We start from the raw sequence: 15,231 nt of genomic DNA, 5'->3' as shown, positions 1-15,231 counted from the left end.
GGCCCGCGCACCGGGCCGCTCCCCCGGCCCGCGGCGGGGGCGGCGACCGCCCCCGCCGCGTGGTCAGGTTGCCGGCTCGTCGATGGTGGCGATGGAGCGCACCGGCGACGCGAGCAGCCAGAGCACGGCGAGCGCGCCACCCAGGCCGGCGACGACCAGCGTCGGCCGCAGCCCGATGGTGGTGCCCAGGGCACCGCCGACCAGCGCACCGAGCGGCCGGATCCCGTAGTTGACGGCGCTGTAGGCACCGGCCCGGCGGCCCAGCGCGTCGGCGGGGGTGACCGCGATGATGAGAGCGTTCAGGTTGACGTCCATCAGCATCACTCCGACGCTGGAGACCAGCTCGATGGCCGCCAGCCCGCCGACCTTCGCCCAGGTCGGGCCGCCCACCAGCGCGGTCAGCGCCAGCGGCGCGGGAAAGAGCACCACACCGAGCATCGCCGTACGACCCAGGCCGATGGCGCGGGACACCCGCGGTGCCAACGCCGCACCCGCCAGCCCGCCGAACGCGCCGGCGCCCAACGCGATGCCGATGGCGCCGGCCGACAGCTCAAGGTCCTGGCTGGCATAGAGCACCAACAGCGCGGTGGCGATGAAGGTGAAGAAGTTGACGGTGCTCGTGCAGCCCAGCGCGGCGCGCAGCACGGGGTGACGCACCACCAGCACGAGCCCCTCGCGGACCAGGCTGAGGGTGGACGACCGCTGCGGCGGCGGCGCGACCTCGGTGACCGGGATGCCGCGCAGCAGCAGCGCGGAGCCGAGGAAGGACACCGCGTCGACGACGACCGCGATGGGCGCGGTCACCGCCTGGACCAGGCCACCGCCGACGGCCGGGCCGGCCACGAAGGAGGCGGCACGGCTCATGCTCAGCTTGCTGTTCGCGTCGACGTACGCCGACGGCGGCACCAGCGCGACGAAGAACGCCTGGCGTGCCATGGCGAACAGCACCGCCCCGGCACCGGTGAGCAGCGCCACGAGATAGAGCTGGGTGAGGGTGACCGCGTCGAACAGGTAGGCGACCGGCAGGCTGAGCAGCACCACCGCGCGGATCAGGTCAGCGATGATCATGAGCCGGCGCTTGTGGGTGCGCTGGTCGACCCACGCGCCCACGAACACGCCCAGCAGGTTGGGCAGCCAGATCAGCGCGGTGAGGACGCTGACCTGCGCCGGCGTCACGGCGAGCAGGGAGATGGCGATCAACGGCAGGGCCAGCTCGCTGACCCGGTCGCCGAACTGGGAGATCGTCTCGCCGATCCAGAAGGTGCGGAACCGCCGGTCGCGGTGCAGGGCCGGTGCGGGCGCGGTGCCGACGGTGGTCACGACGCGGCCTGGTCGTCGCCGGGCTCGGGCAGCAGGTAGCGCAGCATCCGGACGATCCGGGCGTCGGCCGGCGCGCTCTCCTCCTTGCGGCGGACGAACGGGGCGATCAGCTCCTCGATCGACTCCTCCAGCTGCCGCAGTTCGTCGGCGGTGGCCACGAATCGGGTGTCGGACGTGCCGGCGAGACCACGCCACTCGGAGTCCAGTCGGGGCTCGTCCTGCAGCAGCCACTGCTGGGGCACCTCGGCGAGTCGGGCGAAGATCTCGCCGCGCAGCTGCTGGGTGGCGGCCTGCCCCTCGGCGTTCTCGGGCGGGGTGAAGCGGAAGCCCCGGGCGACGGCCTGCCACCAGCGCTCACGCCTGCTGGTGGCGCCATCCCAGTCGGTGACCAGGCCGAACGTCGCGAGGTGTCGCAGGTGCCAGCTGACCACCGACGGTGTGGCGCCGACGTGCGGTGCGAGCCCGGTGGCGGTGGCCGGGCCGTGCCGCTGCAGGTGCTCAAGGATCGCCAGCCGGACCGGATGGGCCAGCGCCCGCAGCGCCTGCGGCTCGGTGATCTCGAAATCCCCGTACGGATTCTTGAGAGACATGTTTCGAAAGTAGTCTCTCACGTCAGGTTGGGCAACTCCTGAACGAGCCGGGGCGGCGCGATCAGCCCACCCCGAGCCGGGCCAGCGGCTCGACCAGCTCGCGCTCCTCGTAGCTCAGGTGCGACAGCAGCGCGTCGGTCAGCAGGTCCACCGCGGCGCGCAGCTCGGCCAGTCCGTCCGCGGCCCCGACGTACGCGACCAGGGCCTGGTCGACGCCCTCCAGCACGTCGTGGATGACGTGGTGTTCCTGCTCCAGCCGGTCGACGACCGGGTTGAGGCGGGGGTCACGCTGGCGCAGCCGAGGGAAGAGCGACTGGTCCTCGATGGTGTGGTGGGTGGTCACGATGCGGCAGTAGGACTCGCAGTAGACGCCGAGCGTCCACCGGTTCTGCCGCATCGTCATGGTGTTGATGTGGGACCGGGCCGTGCCCGCGTCGATCTCACCGGCCGCGACCTGCTCGATCAGGTCGTGGATCTGGGCGAGCTCGGCGCGCAGGCCGTCGTGCACCTGCACGAGATGCTGACCGGTGGCCTGCTCGTGCGGGGTGTAGGTGCGCGCGGGGTCGCGCGCGGGGCCGGTCGGCCGGGTCGACTCGTCCCAGACCCGCCGGTCGCTGCGCCGCCGGCCGTCGTCGGGGGTCGGCACCACGGCGAACGCGCCACCGGTCACGCTCGGGCGGGAAGCCCGTGCCGGCCGCGTCACGACCGGTGCCGGCTCCGGCTCCGGCTCCGGTGCGATCTCGGCGTCGCGCCCGGCCGCGACCAGCTCGCGGACGGCAGGGGCCACCTCGCCGGCGAATCGACGCAGGTCGTCGGGGTCCTCGGTGGCCAGAATGAAGGCGCTGACGCCCTCCTCCAACGCCAGCTCGGCCAGCTCCTGCACCCACTGGTCGGCGGGCCCGTTGAGCGGGCCGCGGCCGACGGCCGAGAACTGGCCGGAGATGTTGAGCAACCGCCGCACGTCCCGGGGCGAGCGGCCGGCCTGCACCGCGGCGTCGTCGATGATCGCGTTGCCCTTGGCCAGGTCGCCGGGTTGGAGGTAGCCGAGCGTGGGCAGCCAGCCGTCGGCCCGACGGCCGGTGAGCGCCAGCATCCGGGGCTTGTACGCGCCCAGCCAGATCGGCACGGCGTGCGCGGGCGCCGGGCCGCGCTTGGCACCGACCACACGATGGAACTCGCCGTCGACGCGTACCCCGCCACGCGTGTCGGCGTCCCAGAGCTGGCGGATGATCTCGATGGCCTCCTCCAGCGCCCGTACGCCCTCCCCCGGGGTCAGCCGCCGGCCGCCCATCGCCTCGATGGCCTCCCAGAACGCTCCCGCGCCGAGGCCGAGTTCGATCCGGCCGCCGGTGAGCCGGTCCAGGCTGGCCACGCTGCGGGCGAGCACCGCCGGCGGGCGCAGTGGGAGGTTCGTGACGTTCGCCGAGAGGTGCACCCGGCTGGTCCGCGCCGCGACGTAGCTGAGCAGCGTCCAGGTGTCGAGGAACGCCGGCTGGTACGGGTGGTCCTGGAAGGTGACCAGGTCCAGCCCGACCTGCTCGGCCAGGACGGCGAGCCCGACGGTGTGGTCCGGATCGTCGCTGCCGGGGCTGGTGAACGATCCGAAGACCAGGTCGTGGCCGTAGTCGCTCATCTGCAAGCCTCCCGTGTCCCGCGACGCCTCGGACGATGCGCCGTTGGCTAAACCTTATGCCATGCAGAACATCTTCTGCTAACAAGGTCTCGCTCACTGCGCTACTCTCGGGTTATGACGTCTGCCACCGACGCGCGGGACCGGCCCGATCCGCTCGACGACGACCTGGGCTGGATGCTCGGGATCGTCTTTCGTGGCTACGTCCGGGCGGCCGAGCACGCGCTCGCCGAGTTTCCCGGTGGCCCGCGCGGCTACCAGGTGCTCACCGCGGCGATCAACGGTCCAGCCCGGAACCAGGGCGCGATCGCCGAGGAGTTGGGCATCGACCGCACCGTGCTCACCTACGTGATCGACGACCTGGAAGGACCGGGGTTCGTCGTCCGTCGAGCCGACCCTGCCGACCGGCGCAGCCGATTGGTGGACGTCACCGACGCCGGGCACGCGGCGTGGGAGCGCTGGAGGCTGGCGCTGCGGAAGGTCGAGTCACACCTGCTGGCGACGCTCAAGCCGGCCGAGGAGGCGACCCTGCGGGCCCTGCTACAGCGGGTCGCCTGCTCGGCCCAGGCCGTCGACCCGCTCCGCGACCTCTGCGAGGTGGTCGCAGAGGTGAAGCCCGACCCGGCCCCTCCCACGCCGGCACCCTTGCCGACCGGATCGGCGCCGACGGCACGCACGCGGCGGGCGCCAGCCACCCGCACCCGCCGCCGCACCTGAGCTGGCGGACAGCCGGTGCGGCAGCCGGTGCGGCGCTCCGGTCAGGCGGCGGCGCGCTCGGACAGCGGCCGTCGCCGCAGGGACGCGTCGGTGAGCGCTGGCGGCGCCCACACCCCGTCGGGCTGGTAGAGGTTCGTACCGGGCACGACGATCTCGTCGATCCGGTTCAGCACGGCGTCGTCCAGGGTCAGCGCCGCGCCCGCCAGCAGACCATCCAACTGCTCCATGGTGCGCGGGCCGATGATGGCCGAGGTGACGGCCGGGTGCGCGACCGTGAACGCCACGGCCAGCTCGGGCAGCGTGCAGCCGATCTCGTCGGCGAGCGCGACGAGTTGGTCGACCGCGGCGTACTTGGCCGCGTTGGCCGGCAACGCGGGGTCGAAGCGGGCCGGGGTGAGCGCGGGTCGGCCGGCACCGAGGTCGACCGGCCGACCGGACCGGTACCGGCCGGAGAGGAAACCGGAGGCGAGCGGGCTCCACACCAGCACGCCCATGTCGAGGCGCTGACACACCGGTAGCACCGACGCCTCGATCCCCCGGGCCAGCATCGAGTACGGCGGCTGCTCGGTGCGGAATCGTCCCAGCGCCCGCCGTTCGGCGACGTGGGACGCCTGCACGATCTCTTCCGCCGGGAACGTCGAGCAGCCGAAGGCGCGGATCTTTCCGGCCCGGACCAGGTCGGTGAGGGCGCCCAGGGTCTCCTCCACGTCGGTGGTGTGATCCGGCCGGTGCACCTGGTACAGGTCGATCCAGTCGGTTCCCAGCCTGCGCAGGCTCTCCTCCACCTCCCGGACGATCCAGCGCCGGGAGTTGCCCCCGCGGTTGGGTCCCTCGCCCATCGGGAAATGGACCTTGGTGGCCAGCACGACGTCGTCGCGCCGGCCGCGTAGCGCCTTCCCGACGATCACCTCCGACTCTCCGGCCGAGTACATGTCGGCCGTGTCGACGACGTTGATCCCCCGGTCCAGTGCGGCGTGCACGATCCGGACGCAGTCGTCGTGGTCGGGGTTGCCGACCGCGCCGAACATCATCGTGCCGAGACAGTGGACGCTGACCTGGATACCGGTACCGCCGAGGACGCGGTAGCGCATGAAGCCCTCCGAAGGGTCTGTGCCGCGCGAACGGGGGCGGCGGGCCCGTCCGGTCACGCTAGGTATTCGAGTGCGCTCGAGGTCAACCCGACGACGAAGCGGTCCGCCGGCACCGCCCGACCATCGTGCGTCGAGCCGTGCCGGCGGACCGCTGAGCCGCCGTCGCGCCTGGTGTCAGCGCACGTGCACGAACACCGGGTTCGAGTAGAACCACAGGTCGTCCCACGGGCTCTCCAGCCCGTCGGCGAGCGGCTCCGCCTCGTCGGTGCTGGTGCCGCGGACCCGCGCGTAGGTGTCGGCCTCGACGTTGCGCAGGGTGTGCCGGATGACGTAGTCGGCACCCTGGCGACGCCAGTCCCGCGGGCCGAACCGGGCCACCACCTTGGTGGTGGGGTTGGTGTCGGCGTCCAGGTTGGCGCTCGGGCCGGTGATCTGGCCGACGATCAGGTCGACCCGGCGGACCTCGGGGCGGTCTCCGTTGCCGTTCACGCCGTCCAGCGGGCGGAACGTGATCTCGATCTCGACATCGGTGCGGCTGCGCCGGCTGACCGTGATGGTCTCGCCCACCTCGGCGGTCTTGCCCTGGGACTTCGCGGTGACGTCGAGGCTGCGGATCAGGTCACCGGTGGTCACCCAGATCCGGCCGTTGCGCAGGCCGTCCATGATGTCGCCGTAGTCCTGACGGGCGTGCACGTAGGTCTTGCTGTACTCGCCCGGCCAGAAGTCCGAGCCGCCACGGGTCCAGTGCACGTGCGAGTCCGAGGTGGCGGTGATCCACCAGCGTCGTCCCTCGCCGAGCAGGGAGTCCCACAGCCCGCCGACCCGCGCGGTCATCTGGTCGAAGCCGCCGTAGGTGGGGTGGTTGCCGTACCCGCCGCGCTTACCGCCGTTGAGCGGGCCCGCCTGGTGGCCCGGCGCGCCCTCGAAGCCGATGTAGACGTCCGGCGCGGCGTTGTTGCCGTTACGGAACTCGCGCGGGGTGTCCTGGCCGTAGACGCCGAGCCCCGGCGCCGAGCGGGACGCGTGGTGGGCGATCACCAGCGGCTTGTGCGGCATTCCCCGGGCGACCTTGAGGAACTCCACCATCTTGGCCTCGGTGTCCCGGGCCGGGTCGGTCGGGAACGCGTCGTACTTGGCGAACCGGCTCTCCAGCTCGAAGAGCTGCTTCGCCTCGTCGTCGTGCCGCGGGATCATCAGCGTGTGGTGGTCCAGCGACGGCGCGTCGAACTCCATGCCCCAGAACTGGAGCACCTCGGGGACCAGCTTGCGCGAGCGCAGCAGGTCGGGGTACGCCTGCTCGATGTTCACCTTGGAGTGGGTCGGTCCGCCGTGGTCGGTGCACATCGCCCAGGTCAGACCGAAGTTCTTCGCCATGATGGCGTTGGTGACGATCGGGTAGACCGCGTCCGCGCCCTTGTGGAAGACGATCGGCGACTTCGTGGTGTCGAACTCGCCGCTGTACTCCGAGTGGACGTGGTGGTCACCAGCGCGCCACGCCCGGTTCTTGGAGCTGCCCCGGTCGCTGTTGTCGTCGCCGGGCCGGCGCTCCTCGTCGGCCCACGCCGCGGCCCCGCCCACCAGCGGGCTGGCCGCGGCCAGCGTCGCGCCGACGCCCGCGTACTTGACCAGCTTGCGCCGCGACAACTGCGCGCGCTCGGCCTCTTCGGATTGCTTGTCCCTCACGTGAGAGCCTCTCCTCGATCAAGTCAATGCTCGTCCGATCAAGAAGCCTCGAAGAGGGCGATGAACAGCCGTTGTACGGGGCGCGGGGCCACGATGAATACCTCCGCCCGGTCGTGCCGCGCGCTCAGGGAAGCTGCCGGTTGTCCCAAGGGCCGGTCCGCGCGGGTGCCGGCTGAGCGGGTGGCGCGGTGACCACCGGCGGCGCGACGTCGACCCTGGGCAGCCCGGCCCGGCCGACGAGCGGGAGGATCAGCTCGCTGCGGCCGAGGTCGACCCGGACGGTGGCGTCCTGGTCGTCGGTCTCGGTGAACTCCGGGTCGCTCTGGCCGAGCACGAGGCCGAGCAGGTGCCCGGCCGGCAGCACCGCGTCGTACGCGTTCAGCGGCACGGTCACCGTGTACCAGCGGTCGGGCCGCAGTGGGGAGCTGAACCGCAGCGAGCGGTGGTGCGCGGCGTCGAGCCAGCCGCGGGTCAGCACCGCGTGGTCGGTGACCGCGGTGATCTCCTCGGTGTCGCGGTAGCAGGCGTCGTCGGCCGCCGTGGCCGCTCCCCAGCAGGACTCGGTGGCCAGCGTCCGTACGCCCTCCGAGCTGCCGTACTGGATCCGCTCGGCGGTGCCGTAGTCGACCAGTCGGGCGGTCAGCTCGGTGGTCGGTCGGTCCACCCGGATCCGCAACCGCACCGAGGCGCTGCCGGAGATCCGCACCGGCGCGGTGAGCGCGCCGGAGAGGAAGACCAACCGGCCGGCGGCCGCGGTGCTTGGCTCGGCGACCAGCGCCGACTCGGTCAGCGACCCGTCGACGTAGGACCGCTCCTGGCCCGGCCGCGCGCCGCGCCCGCCGAGGGTGCCGGTCACGCCGTCACCGGCGCCGAGGGCGACCCGAACCTTCCGGGTGCCGGTCGCCGGCCAGTCCCGCTGCGTCGTCCAGACACCAGGGGCGGTCTCCAGGTCGACCCGCGGCTCGTCCATGATCCCGTTGCGCAGCCCCTGCAACCAGTAGTCGAACCAGCTGTGCAGGGTGGCCACCCACTCGGCCCGCCGGACGTCGAACGGGTCCTCGTGGCCGGCCTGGTGGAGCCAGAGCTTGCGGGGCACGCCCTGCTCGGCCAACTCCTGCCACCAGCGGGCGAACTGGTTGGTGGTGACGTTCAGGTCGTTGACCCCGTGCGCCACGAACACGCTGGCCCGGACCCGACCCGCTGCGGGCCGGTAGTCGCGCTGCGCCCAGTACGCGTTGTAGTCGCCGGTCTCCTCGGCGCTGTCCGTGCGGAGCCGCGCCAGCACCTGGGCGCAGGCCTCGTCTCCACGACCGTTGACGTACGAGTGCAGGTAGCCGGGGTAGTCGGCGGCGCGCAGCACGCCCTGGTAACGCTGGTAGTCGTACCAGCTGGAGATCGCCGAGATCGGCACGATGGTCGCCAGCCCCGGTACGCCGGTGGCGGCGACCCCGTTGGCGACCGAGCCGTCCCACGATTTGCCGATCATGCCGACCCGGCCGGTGCTCCACTCCGCGCGGACCGGCTGACCGTCGGCGGTGAAGGCGTTGGCCCGCCCGTTGAGCCAGTCCACGACCGCCGTGGCGCTGCCCACCTCGGCCCGGCCACCGACGTCCTCGCACCCGGTGGAGCGGGCGGTGCCGGCGAGGTCCACCGCCGCGAACGCGTAGCCGCGCGGGACGAAGTAGTTGTCGTAGAACAGCGGCGCCTTGGCGATCACGCCGGCCGCGTCGTACGTCTTGCGCTCGCTCTCGTTGCCCCGACCACAGCACAGGTAGTACGGCGAGGCGTCCATGATGACCGGTACCCGGATCCCCGCGGCCGCTGCCTCCCGGGGGCGGACGAGGTCGACCGCCACCCGGTCCCGTACGCCGTCGCCGTCGGTGTCGGCCCGGGTCTGGACCCAGACGCTCTCCCGGATCGCATCGGCGTACGAGTAGGCGGGGACGGTCTGCTCACCGACGATGTGCGGCGGGCCCGGCTGGGCCGGTGCGGCTGGGTCGGCGATCGCCGGAGCCGCGGCTACCGGCGTGCCGGGCAGGGCCATGAGCAGCACTCCGGCCAGGACCGTGGCGACCCGGGCACGGATGCCGGCGGCCGACGAAGTGGACGACATCGACGTCCTCCCCCAGGATGTGGTGCGGGAATGACATTCCATCGCATCGATGTCGTTCTTGACTAGAGCCCGCGCGGATCTGGTTGTCCGGTCAGGCGTCGGGCCGCACCGGGGTCAGATCCGGGCGCGGGGCAGCCAGCCCAGAAAGCGCAGCCGGGCACGGGGCAGCGGCAGCGTCGGCAGGTCCTGGGCGGCGGCGACGAGACAGGAACCGAGGTACACGGCGAGCGCGGCACGCGCTCCACCGAACTCGGCGAGGAGTTGACTCTGCTTGGTGGCGCACGGCCACTCGCGGCCACAACCGGTGCACGTCCAGCTCGGTGGACTGGGCACGTGCTCCGGCAACTTCGCCCGGCGGTAGCGGCCCACCGCGCTGTTGTCCGAGCGCGGGTCACGTCGCCGGGACGCCGGGTGCCGGTTCGGGAGCGCCGGTGGACGGGCAGCGGGCAGATAGCGCCGGACGGTGCCGAGGAGCACGCCGACCCGGATCAGGGCGTCCGGCCCCACGTGGTGGGCCAACAGCGCCGTCAACAGGTAGTGCCCCAGCAGGTCCATGGAGTCGCGGTTCAGGCCCAGGTCGCGGCAGAGGTCGACGAAGTGCGGGGTGGCCAACGGCACCCGGTCGTCGAGTGCGCGGCGGAGCACCTCGCGGAGGCCGGCACCGAGGCTCTCCAGCGCGTCCCCCTCGCCGAGCCCGAGGCTGTCCTCGTCCGCCACCCGGGCCAGTGCCTCGGCCACCGCCAGCCGAACGACACGGTCTGGATCGGTACCGTCCAACGTGCACCCCCTCCCGTTGGCCGGTCGCCCGGCAGCGGCCGGGTCGTCCTCCGACGTCCCGGGAAGATCGTGATCAGGATTCCGTCGCCAGCGCCGAGGTGACTAGGTCAGCACGCGCAGGAATACCGCACGGGGTAGCCGGAAAGCGAAGTCAACCAGCCGACAGACCGTTCTGGATCGTGGGCGTGACGTCGATGATTGTCGTATGGTGAAATTCCCATCGCTAGATATTGCGCAATAGAAAAGATCAACGGTCTGCCCAGACCCGACACCCGCTTCGACCGGTCGCCGCCGTCCCGCTCGCGACGTTCCACCCCTCCCACCGCCGGCCCCGGTCCACCCTTCGGCGGCAATCCTCCCTCGACGGAGACAGCGGATGACGTCACCAGTGCAGACCCGAGAATTCGACAGCCGAGATCCGGTGGCCATCCACCAGTTCCTGGCCACGACCTACGACCCGGATCTCCGTATCAGCAGCGGGGACCTGGGATACCGACTGCTCCACCGCCGGGTCGACACCGGGCCGTTCGCCCTCGCGACCGCCGGGCAGACGGCGAACCTCGACATCGGCGTGCGGGACATCGACGGCCTGGTCATCGGCCACACCCGCACCGCCCGGGTCGACCGGGCTGCGACGGCTCAGCCGACCGGTTCACGCCCGGCGACGTCTTCCTCGCCACCAAGCCCACCATGCCGTCCACCCTGCGCTGGCAACCCGGCGCGGTGGAGCTCTGCGTGCTGGACCTGGGCGTGCTGGCACAGGTCGCCGCCGCCGCGCCGGCCCGGCGCCCCGGTCAGATCCGGTTCACCGACCTCGGGCCCGCGGCCACCGCCCTCGCCCGGCAGTGGCGCAACACCACCAGCTACATCACCGACGTCGTGCTGACCAACCCGATCGCCAGCGCGCAGCCGCTGGTGATCGGAAACGCCGCACGGATGCTCGCCGCCGCGGCGCTCACCGTCTTTCCCAACACGGCGGTCACCGATCCGACCATCGAGGACCGACGGGACGCCAGCACCGCCACCCTGCGCCGGGCAATCACGTTCATGGACGAGCACGCCGACCGGGACATCAGCGCGGCGGACATCGCCAACGCCGCCGCCGTCTCGGTACGTGCCGTCCAACTCGCCTTCCGCCGGCATCTCGGCACCACCCCGATGGCGTACCTGCGCCGGATCCGACTCGACCGGGCCCACCACGACCTGGTGCGGGCCGACCCGCACCGGGACACCGTCTCCGCGATCGCCAGTCGGTGGGGATTCGCCAACCACAGCAGGTTCACCGCGCGCTACCACGCCAGCTACGGAGTGCCACCTCGTGAGACGCTCAAGGCGTGACCGGGACGAGCACGATGTCGATCTTCGCCGAGCCGAGGTCGGCCTGCCCACGCTGGCCAGCTACCTGGCCGAGATGACCAGGATCTGCGCGCAGAGCACCTAGGCCCGGTCGCGCTCGTGGGCGTCGCGGGCGGTCTGCAACTCCGGTACGGAGGCCTCCAGCAGGTCGGCGAGGCCGCGCAACTGCTCGGCGACCCGGGCCCCGAGGGGGGTCAGCGAGTATTCGACGCGCGGAGGGATCGCCGTCAGTACCTCGCGGGTCAGCATCCCGTCGCGCTCGAGGGTCTGCAGGGTCTGGGAGAGCATCCGCTCGCTGACACCGTCGATGCGCCGCCGCAGCGCATTGAACCGGTACCGACCCTCGCCGAGCGCCAACAGGGCCAGCGAGGCCCACTTCGAGGTGACGTCCTCGAAGGCCGCGCGGGAGGTGCAGCCCCGCGCGAACACATCGCTGACGAGTTCCTGGGTAGGCCCCGCCGGGTCCTGGGAGGGCATGTCGTTCACCTCACCAGCCTACCCTGCGGATTCAGACGAGGAAGTGCTGTAGATTCGTAAGTGCTTACGGTTTTGCCATCGTCTTCTCGGAGGTTGCCATGCCCACCTACGCCGTCACCGGTGCCACCGGCCGACTGGGCCGCCTGGTGATCGAGCAGCTGCTCGACACCGGTGTGCCCGCTGCCGAGATCGCCGCCATCGTCCGCACCCCGGAGAAGGCGGCCGACCTCGCCGCGCGCGGTGTCGAGATCCGCCAGGCCAACTACGACGATCCGTCGACGCTGCCCGGCGCCGTGGCCGGCGTACGCCGCCTGCTGCTCATCTCCGGCGACACCCCCGGTCAGCGCGTGGCCCAGCACACCGCGGTCATCGACGCGGCCAAGCTGGCCGGCGTCGAGCGCCTGGTCTACACCAGCATCCTGGGCGCCGACACCACCACGAACCCGCTCGCGCCGGAGCACAAGGCCACCGAGGAGGTCCTGGCCGCGTCCGGCCTGACGTACACCGCGCTGCGCAACAGCTGGTACACCGAGAACTACACCGACCAGCTACCGCAGTACGTGCAGACGGGCACGATCCTCGGCGCCACCGGTGGCAGCAAGGTCTCCGCCGCGACCCGCGCCGACTACGCGGCGGCAGCCGCCGCGGCCCTGACCCGCGAGGAGGACGGCAACGCCGTCTACGAGCTGGGCGGCACCGCGTTCACCTTCGACGAGTTGGCCGCCGCGGTGACCGAGGTCACCGGCACCACGGTCGTCCACCAGGACCTGTCCGCCGCCGAGCTGGCCTCGGCCCTGGAGAACGTCGGCCTCGACGCCGGCACCGCCGGGTTCGTCGCCGCGCTCGACAACTCGATCGCCATCGGCGAGCTGACGACCGACAGCGACGACCTCAGCCGGCTGATCGGTCGGCCGAGCACGCCGCTGCGCGACGCCATCCGGGCCGCGCAGGCCTGATCGGCCGGCCGGCGGCCTTCGGGCCGGCGCCGGGTGTTCGACGGGGGTCCCGCAACCGTCGAACACCCGGCGCCACCAGCGAGCGACCGGTACGGCTACTCCGGGTCTTCGGCCTCGGCCTCGTCGGTGAGGTCGGCCAGAACGTCCGCCGCGTCGCGGTTGCCACCGTCGGCGAGCCGCCGGAGCTCGGCGACGTCGACCCGCTCAGCGGCCAATTCGACGAGCTGATCGGCCGCGTCGCGGTCGCCGCCGTCGGCCAGGCGCCGCAACTCGTCCATGTCGCCGCGCTCGCTGGCGAGTTCGACGAGCTGAGCCGCGGCGTCGGTGTTGCCACCGTCGGCGAGGCTGCGCAGCTCCGTGAGGTCACCTCGCTCACCCGCGAGCTCGACGAGCTGGTCGACCGCGTCGCGGTCACCGCTCGCGGCGCGCTCCCGCAGGCTCTCAAGATCGGGTTCGGTCACGGTCTCACCTCTCACCAGCCGACGCGGGCCTCACCACCGAAACCTAGACCAGCCGGCCCCGAGGTTCGGCTGTTCCGCACCAGTTCGCGGGTCGGCCGCCCGGCGGGGCCTGACCCACCGACCGGCGGCCACCGGGCCGGCTCCGGGCGGATATCGATCAGGAAGCGGCCGCCGGTGAGGGCTACGGCGGCGAGTTGGTCGGCAACCCCACCGCGTGCACTCCGCCGGCGTACGCCAGCTTCTTGGTCCATCCCGCCACCGCGGTGCTTGGCGAGTTCCACGGCCAACGCCTGCTGGCAGTCGCTCTGCTCGGCGATTCCCTGCCGGGACCATCCCTGCGGCTGCTCGGCCACCAGCGACGTGTCCCGCAGGAACGGTCGGCGGCCCGTGGTCGGCTGCTCAGCCCCGCTCGGCGGGCTCGGCGAGGAGCAGCCCGGCCAGCAGGCCGCGCAGGGTCCGCTCGAAGAGGTCCGTCCGAGGCGCGGGCGCCGGGGGCTGGCTGAAGGCCGCCACCAGGTGCGGGTACGCCGCGAGGTCCGCGCCGGCGAGGGTGAACGACCCGGCGCTCGCCGCGCTGCGGGCGAAGAGGGTCACCACACCGGTCACCATGGCGATCGCCTCGAACTTGGCGGTGGCGCCACAGCGGACCGGCTCCAGGATCCGGAGGCAGTCGTCGAACCAGGCCAGGCTCTCGGGGCCGATCCCGGACGGGCGGTGGATGACCTCCACCAACCACCGATGGCGCTGGTGCAGCGCCAACTGCCGGCGGGCCACCAGCAGCATCGCGTCCAGCCAGTCACCCTCCGCCGGTGGGTGCGACCGCAGCTCCCCCACCGCCCGGTCGGTCATCAGGTCCAGGAGGTCGTCCCGGGACGAGAGATACCGGTAGAGCGATCCGGCACCGGTGCCCAGCGCGGCGGCGACGGCACGCATCGACACCGCGGCGAGACCTTCGGCGTCCGCCAGTGCGATGGCGGCCGTGACGATCTCGTCCCGGCTGTGTGCCGGAGCGGGCCCTCGGCTACCGCGTTCGGGCCTGCTCCAGATCGGCTGCCGGGCGGCGTCGCCGTCACCGGACCTCGTAGGTGCGTCGCTCACCGATCTACTGTAAATTGCAAACGGCGTTCGCAGTTATTGTCCTCGCGGAAGGGTGGGCCGGTCATGGAGCGGATCAGGGCACGAGACGGCGCGACGATCGCGCTGCACTCCACGGGAGCAGGGCCCGGAATCGTCGTGGTGCACGGCGGCGGCGTCACCATCGACGTCTACCGCCGGCTGGCCGCGGCGCTCGCCGACCGGTTCACCGTGCACCTGTTCAACCGGCGCGGACGGGCGGACGCCCCACCCCGGTCGCAGCCCTACACCTTCGGGCAGGACATCGACGACCTCGCCGTGGTGTTGGAGCACACCGGCTCCGGCAACGTCATCGGCCACAGCTCCGGCGGCTTCATCGCCCTCGAGGCCGCGCTCCGACTGCCGATCGACCGGCTCGCCCTCTACGACGCCGCGATCTCCATCGACGGTGGCTTTCCCGCCGCCTGGCTCGACCCGGCGCGCGCGGCGGCCCGCGCGGGCGACATCGCCAAGGGCCTCGCCATCACGGCCGCCGGCATCAACCCGCAGATGGCGGCGGCGAAGCTCCCCTTCCGCGTACGGGTCGCCATCATCCGCGCGTTCCTGCGGACCCCGATCGGGCGCACGATGGGCGACCTGCTGCCGATGACACTGGAGGAGTCCAGCCTGATCCGGGCACAGGACGGCCCGGCCGACCGGTGGGCCGGAGTCACCGCCGAGGTGCTGTTGACCTGCGGCGCCGACGGGCCGCCCTACTACGTCGACCTCAACGAGGCACTGGCCCGCGCCCTGCCCCGGGCGCGCACCCTGGTGATTCCCCGCAGCGGCCACGACGCCATCAACCGGGCGTACCCGAGGATGGTCGACCCGCTCGCCGAGTTCTTCGCGGCTCCGGTGACACCGGAACGGAGCGGTCGCGTCTGATCTCCCGTGCACCCGACGAGTCGTCGCTCAGCGGATGCGCATCGGATAGCCTCGATGGCGGT

16 protein-coding genes are annotated in these 15,231 nt (G+C 72.1%); 5 read left to right on the top strand and 11 right to left on the bottom strand.

Annotated elements, in window-relative coordinates:
- Positions 1 to 63 precede the first annotated feature (63 nt).
- From ACFQGL_RS06740 to ACFQGL_RS06730, 3 genes are all read right to left on the bottom strand, one after another.
- On the bottom strand, positions 64 to 1,320 hold the full coding sequence (locus tag ACFQGL_RS06740; protein ID WP_377506985.1) for an MFS transporter: 1,257 nt from the start codon (positions 1,318 to 1,320) through the stop codon (positions 64 to 66).
- A complete protein-coding gene (locus tag ACFQGL_RS06735) occupies positions 1,317 to 1,910 on the bottom strand; it encodes a helix-turn-helix domain-containing protein (protein WP_377506982.1) in 594 nt (197 codons plus the stop codon). The genes ACFQGL_RS06740 and ACFQGL_RS06735 overlap by 4 nt, the downstream gene beginning before the upstream one ends.
- Positions 1,911 to 1,971: 61 nt before the next feature.
- The gene (locus tag ACFQGL_RS06730; RefSeq protein WP_377506979.1) at positions 1,972 to 3,543 is read right to left on the bottom strand and encodes an LLM class flavin-dependent oxidoreductase; all 1,572 of its coding nucleotides are present in this window, start codon (positions 3,541 to 3,543) and stop codon (positions 1,972 to 1,974) included.
- A gap of 114 nt (positions 3,544 to 3,657) precedes the next feature.
- Between ACFQGL_RS06730 and ACFQGL_RS06725 the strand changes: the two genes are divergently transcribed.
- Positions 3,658 to 4,257, top strand: a complete 600-nt coding sequence (locus tag ACFQGL_RS06725; protein WP_377506976.1) for a MarR family winged helix-turn-helix transcriptional regulator — start codon at positions 3,658 to 3,660, stop codon at positions 4,255 to 4,257.
- Positions 4,258 to 4,298: 41 nt separating this feature from the next.
- Here the strand turns inward: ACFQGL_RS06725 and ACFQGL_RS06720 are convergent, their stop codons facing one another.
- The 5 genes from ACFQGL_RS06720 to ACFQGL_RS06700 form a co-directional block, all read right to left on the bottom strand.
- Positions 4,299 to 5,348, bottom strand: coding sequence for an aldo/keto reductase (locus tag ACFQGL_RS06720; RefSeq protein WP_377506973.1), 1,050 nt, complete (start codon positions 5,346 to 5,348; stop codon positions 4,299 to 4,301).
- Between the two features lie 174 nt (positions 5,349 to 5,522).
- A complete protein-coding gene (locus ACFQGL_RS06715) occupies positions 5,523 to 7,031 on the bottom strand; it encodes a CehA/McbA family metallohydrolase domain-containing protein (RefSeq protein ID WP_377506970.1) in 1,509 nt (502 codons plus the stop codon).
- 124 nt (positions 7,032 to 7,155) lie between these two features.
- Positions 7,156 to 9,144: a Xaa-Pro dipeptidyl-peptidase gene (locus tag ACFQGL_RS06710; RefSeq protein WP_377506967.1), complete on the bottom strand. Its 1,989-nt coding sequence runs from the start codon at positions 9,142 to 9,144 to the stop codon at positions 7,156 to 7,158.
- A gap of 114 nt (positions 9,145 to 9,258) precedes the next feature.
- Complete coding sequence (locus tag ACFQGL_RS06705) at positions 9,259 to 9,921, bottom strand: hypothetical protein (RefSeq protein WP_377506964.1); 663 nt, start codon at positions 9,919 to 9,921, stop codon at positions 9,259 to 9,261.
- A gap of 382 nt (positions 9,922 to 10,303) precedes the next feature.
- Positions 10,304 to 10,525 (bottom strand): hypothetical protein, encoded by a 222-nt coding sequence (locus ACFQGL_RS06700; RefSeq protein WP_377506961.1) that lies wholly within the window; start codon positions 10,523 to 10,525, stop codon positions 10,304 to 10,306.
- A gap of 86 nt (positions 10,526 to 10,611) precedes the next feature.
- On the opposite strand from ACFQGL_RS06700, the gene ACFQGL_RS06695 reads away from it, so the two are divergent.
- Entirely contained in the window at positions 10,612 to 11,259 is a 648-nt protein-coding gene (locus ACFQGL_RS06695; RefSeq protein WP_377506958.1) for a helix-turn-helix transcriptional regulator, read from the top strand.
- Positions 11,240 to 11,362, top strand: coding sequence for a hypothetical protein (locus ACFQGL_RS06690; RefSeq protein WP_377506955.1), 123 nt, complete (start codon positions 11,240 to 11,242; stop codon positions 11,360 to 11,362). Before ACFQGL_RS06695 ends, ACFQGL_RS06690 begins: the two co-directional genes overlap by 20 nt.
- Here ACFQGL_RS06690 and ACFQGL_RS06685 read toward each other — a convergent pair.
- A complete protein-coding gene (locus ACFQGL_RS06685) occupies positions 11,359 to 11,754 on the bottom strand; it encodes a winged helix-turn-helix transcriptional regulator (RefSeq protein WP_377507199.1) in 396 nt (131 codons plus the stop codon). The genes ACFQGL_RS06690 and ACFQGL_RS06685 overlap by 4 nt on opposite strands.
- A gap of 98 nt (positions 11,755 to 11,852) precedes the next feature.
- Here ACFQGL_RS06685 and ACFQGL_RS06680 point away from each other — a divergent pair, with 98 nt between their 5' ends.
- Positions 11,853 to 12,710 carry an SDR family oxidoreductase gene (locus ACFQGL_RS06680; protein WP_377506952.1) on the top strand — a complete coding sequence of 286 codons (858 nt, stop codon included), beginning with the start codon at positions 11,853 to 11,855 and terminating at the stop codon, positions 12,708 to 12,710.
- A gap of 95 nt (positions 12,711 to 12,805) precedes the next feature.
- Here ACFQGL_RS06680 and ACFQGL_RS06675 read toward each other — a convergent pair whose 3' ends face one another.
- Positions 12,806 to 13,171: a hypothetical protein gene (locus ACFQGL_RS06675; protein ID WP_377506949.1), complete on the bottom strand. Its 366-nt coding sequence runs from the start codon at positions 13,169 to 13,171 to the stop codon at positions 12,806 to 12,808.
- A gap of 399 nt (positions 13,172 to 13,570) precedes the next feature.
- Positions 13,571 to 14,269 carry a TetR/AcrR family transcriptional regulator gene (locus ACFQGL_RS06670; RefSeq protein ID WP_377506947.1) on the bottom strand — a complete coding sequence of 233 codons (699 nt, stop codon included), beginning with the start codon at positions 14,267 to 14,269 and terminating at the stop codon, positions 13,571 to 13,573.
- Positions 14,270 to 14,332: 63 nt separating this feature from the next.
- On the opposite strand from ACFQGL_RS06670, the gene ACFQGL_RS06665 reads away from it, so the two are divergent.
- Entirely contained in the window at positions 14,333 to 15,169 is an 837-nt protein-coding gene (locus tag ACFQGL_RS06665) for an alpha/beta fold hydrolase (RefSeq protein WP_377506944.1), read from the top strand.
- Positions 15,170 to 15,231: the final 62 nt, after the last annotated feature.

The sequence above is a fragment of the Micromonospora vulcania genome, assembly GCF_042658605.1.
Lineage (GTDB): Bacteria > Actinomycetota > Actinomycetes > Mycobacteriales > Micromonosporaceae > Micromonospora > Micromonospora vulcania.
This window is presented reverse-complemented; position numbering and strand designations above follow the sequence as displayed.

Excerpts from the sequence above, each read along its gene's own strand:
- ACFQGL_RS06735 (WP_377506982.1), bottom strand. The coding sequence starts at position 1,910 with ATGTCTCTCAAGAATCCGTACGGGGATTTCGAGATCACCGAGCCGCAG.
- ACFQGL_RS06730 (WP_377506979.1), bottom strand. The coding sequence starts at position 3,543 with ATGAGCGACTACGGCCACGACCTGGTCTTCGGATCGTTCACCAGCCCC.
- ACFQGL_RS06725 (WP_377506976.1), top strand. The coding sequence starts at position 3,658 with ATGACGTCTGCCACCGACGCGCGGGACCGGCCCGATCCGCTCGACGAC.
- ACFQGL_RS06720 (WP_377506973.1), bottom strand. The coding sequence starts at position 5,348 with ATGCGCTACCGCGTCCTCGGCGGTACCGGTATCCAGGTCAGCGTCCAC.
- ACFQGL_RS06710 (WP_377506967.1), bottom strand. The coding sequence starts at position 9,144 with ATGTCGTCCACTTCGTCGGCCGCCGGCATCCGTGCCCGGGTCGCCACG.
- ACFQGL_RS06695 (WP_377506958.1), top strand. The coding sequence starts at position 10,612 with ATGCCGTCCACCCTGCGCTGGCAACCCGGCGCGGTGGAGCTCTGCGTG.
- ACFQGL_RS06685 (WP_377507199.1), bottom strand. The coding sequence starts at position 11,754 with ATGCCCTCCCAGGACCCGGCGGGGCCTACCCAGGAACTCGTCAGCGAT.
- ACFQGL_RS06680 (WP_377506952.1), top strand. The coding sequence starts at position 11,853 with ATGCCCACCTACGCCGTCACCGGTGCCACCGGCCGACTGGGCCGCCTG.
- ACFQGL_RS06665 (WP_377506944.1), top strand. The coding sequence starts at position 14,333 with ATGGAGCGGATCAGGGCACGAGACGGCGCGACGATCGCGCTGCACTCC.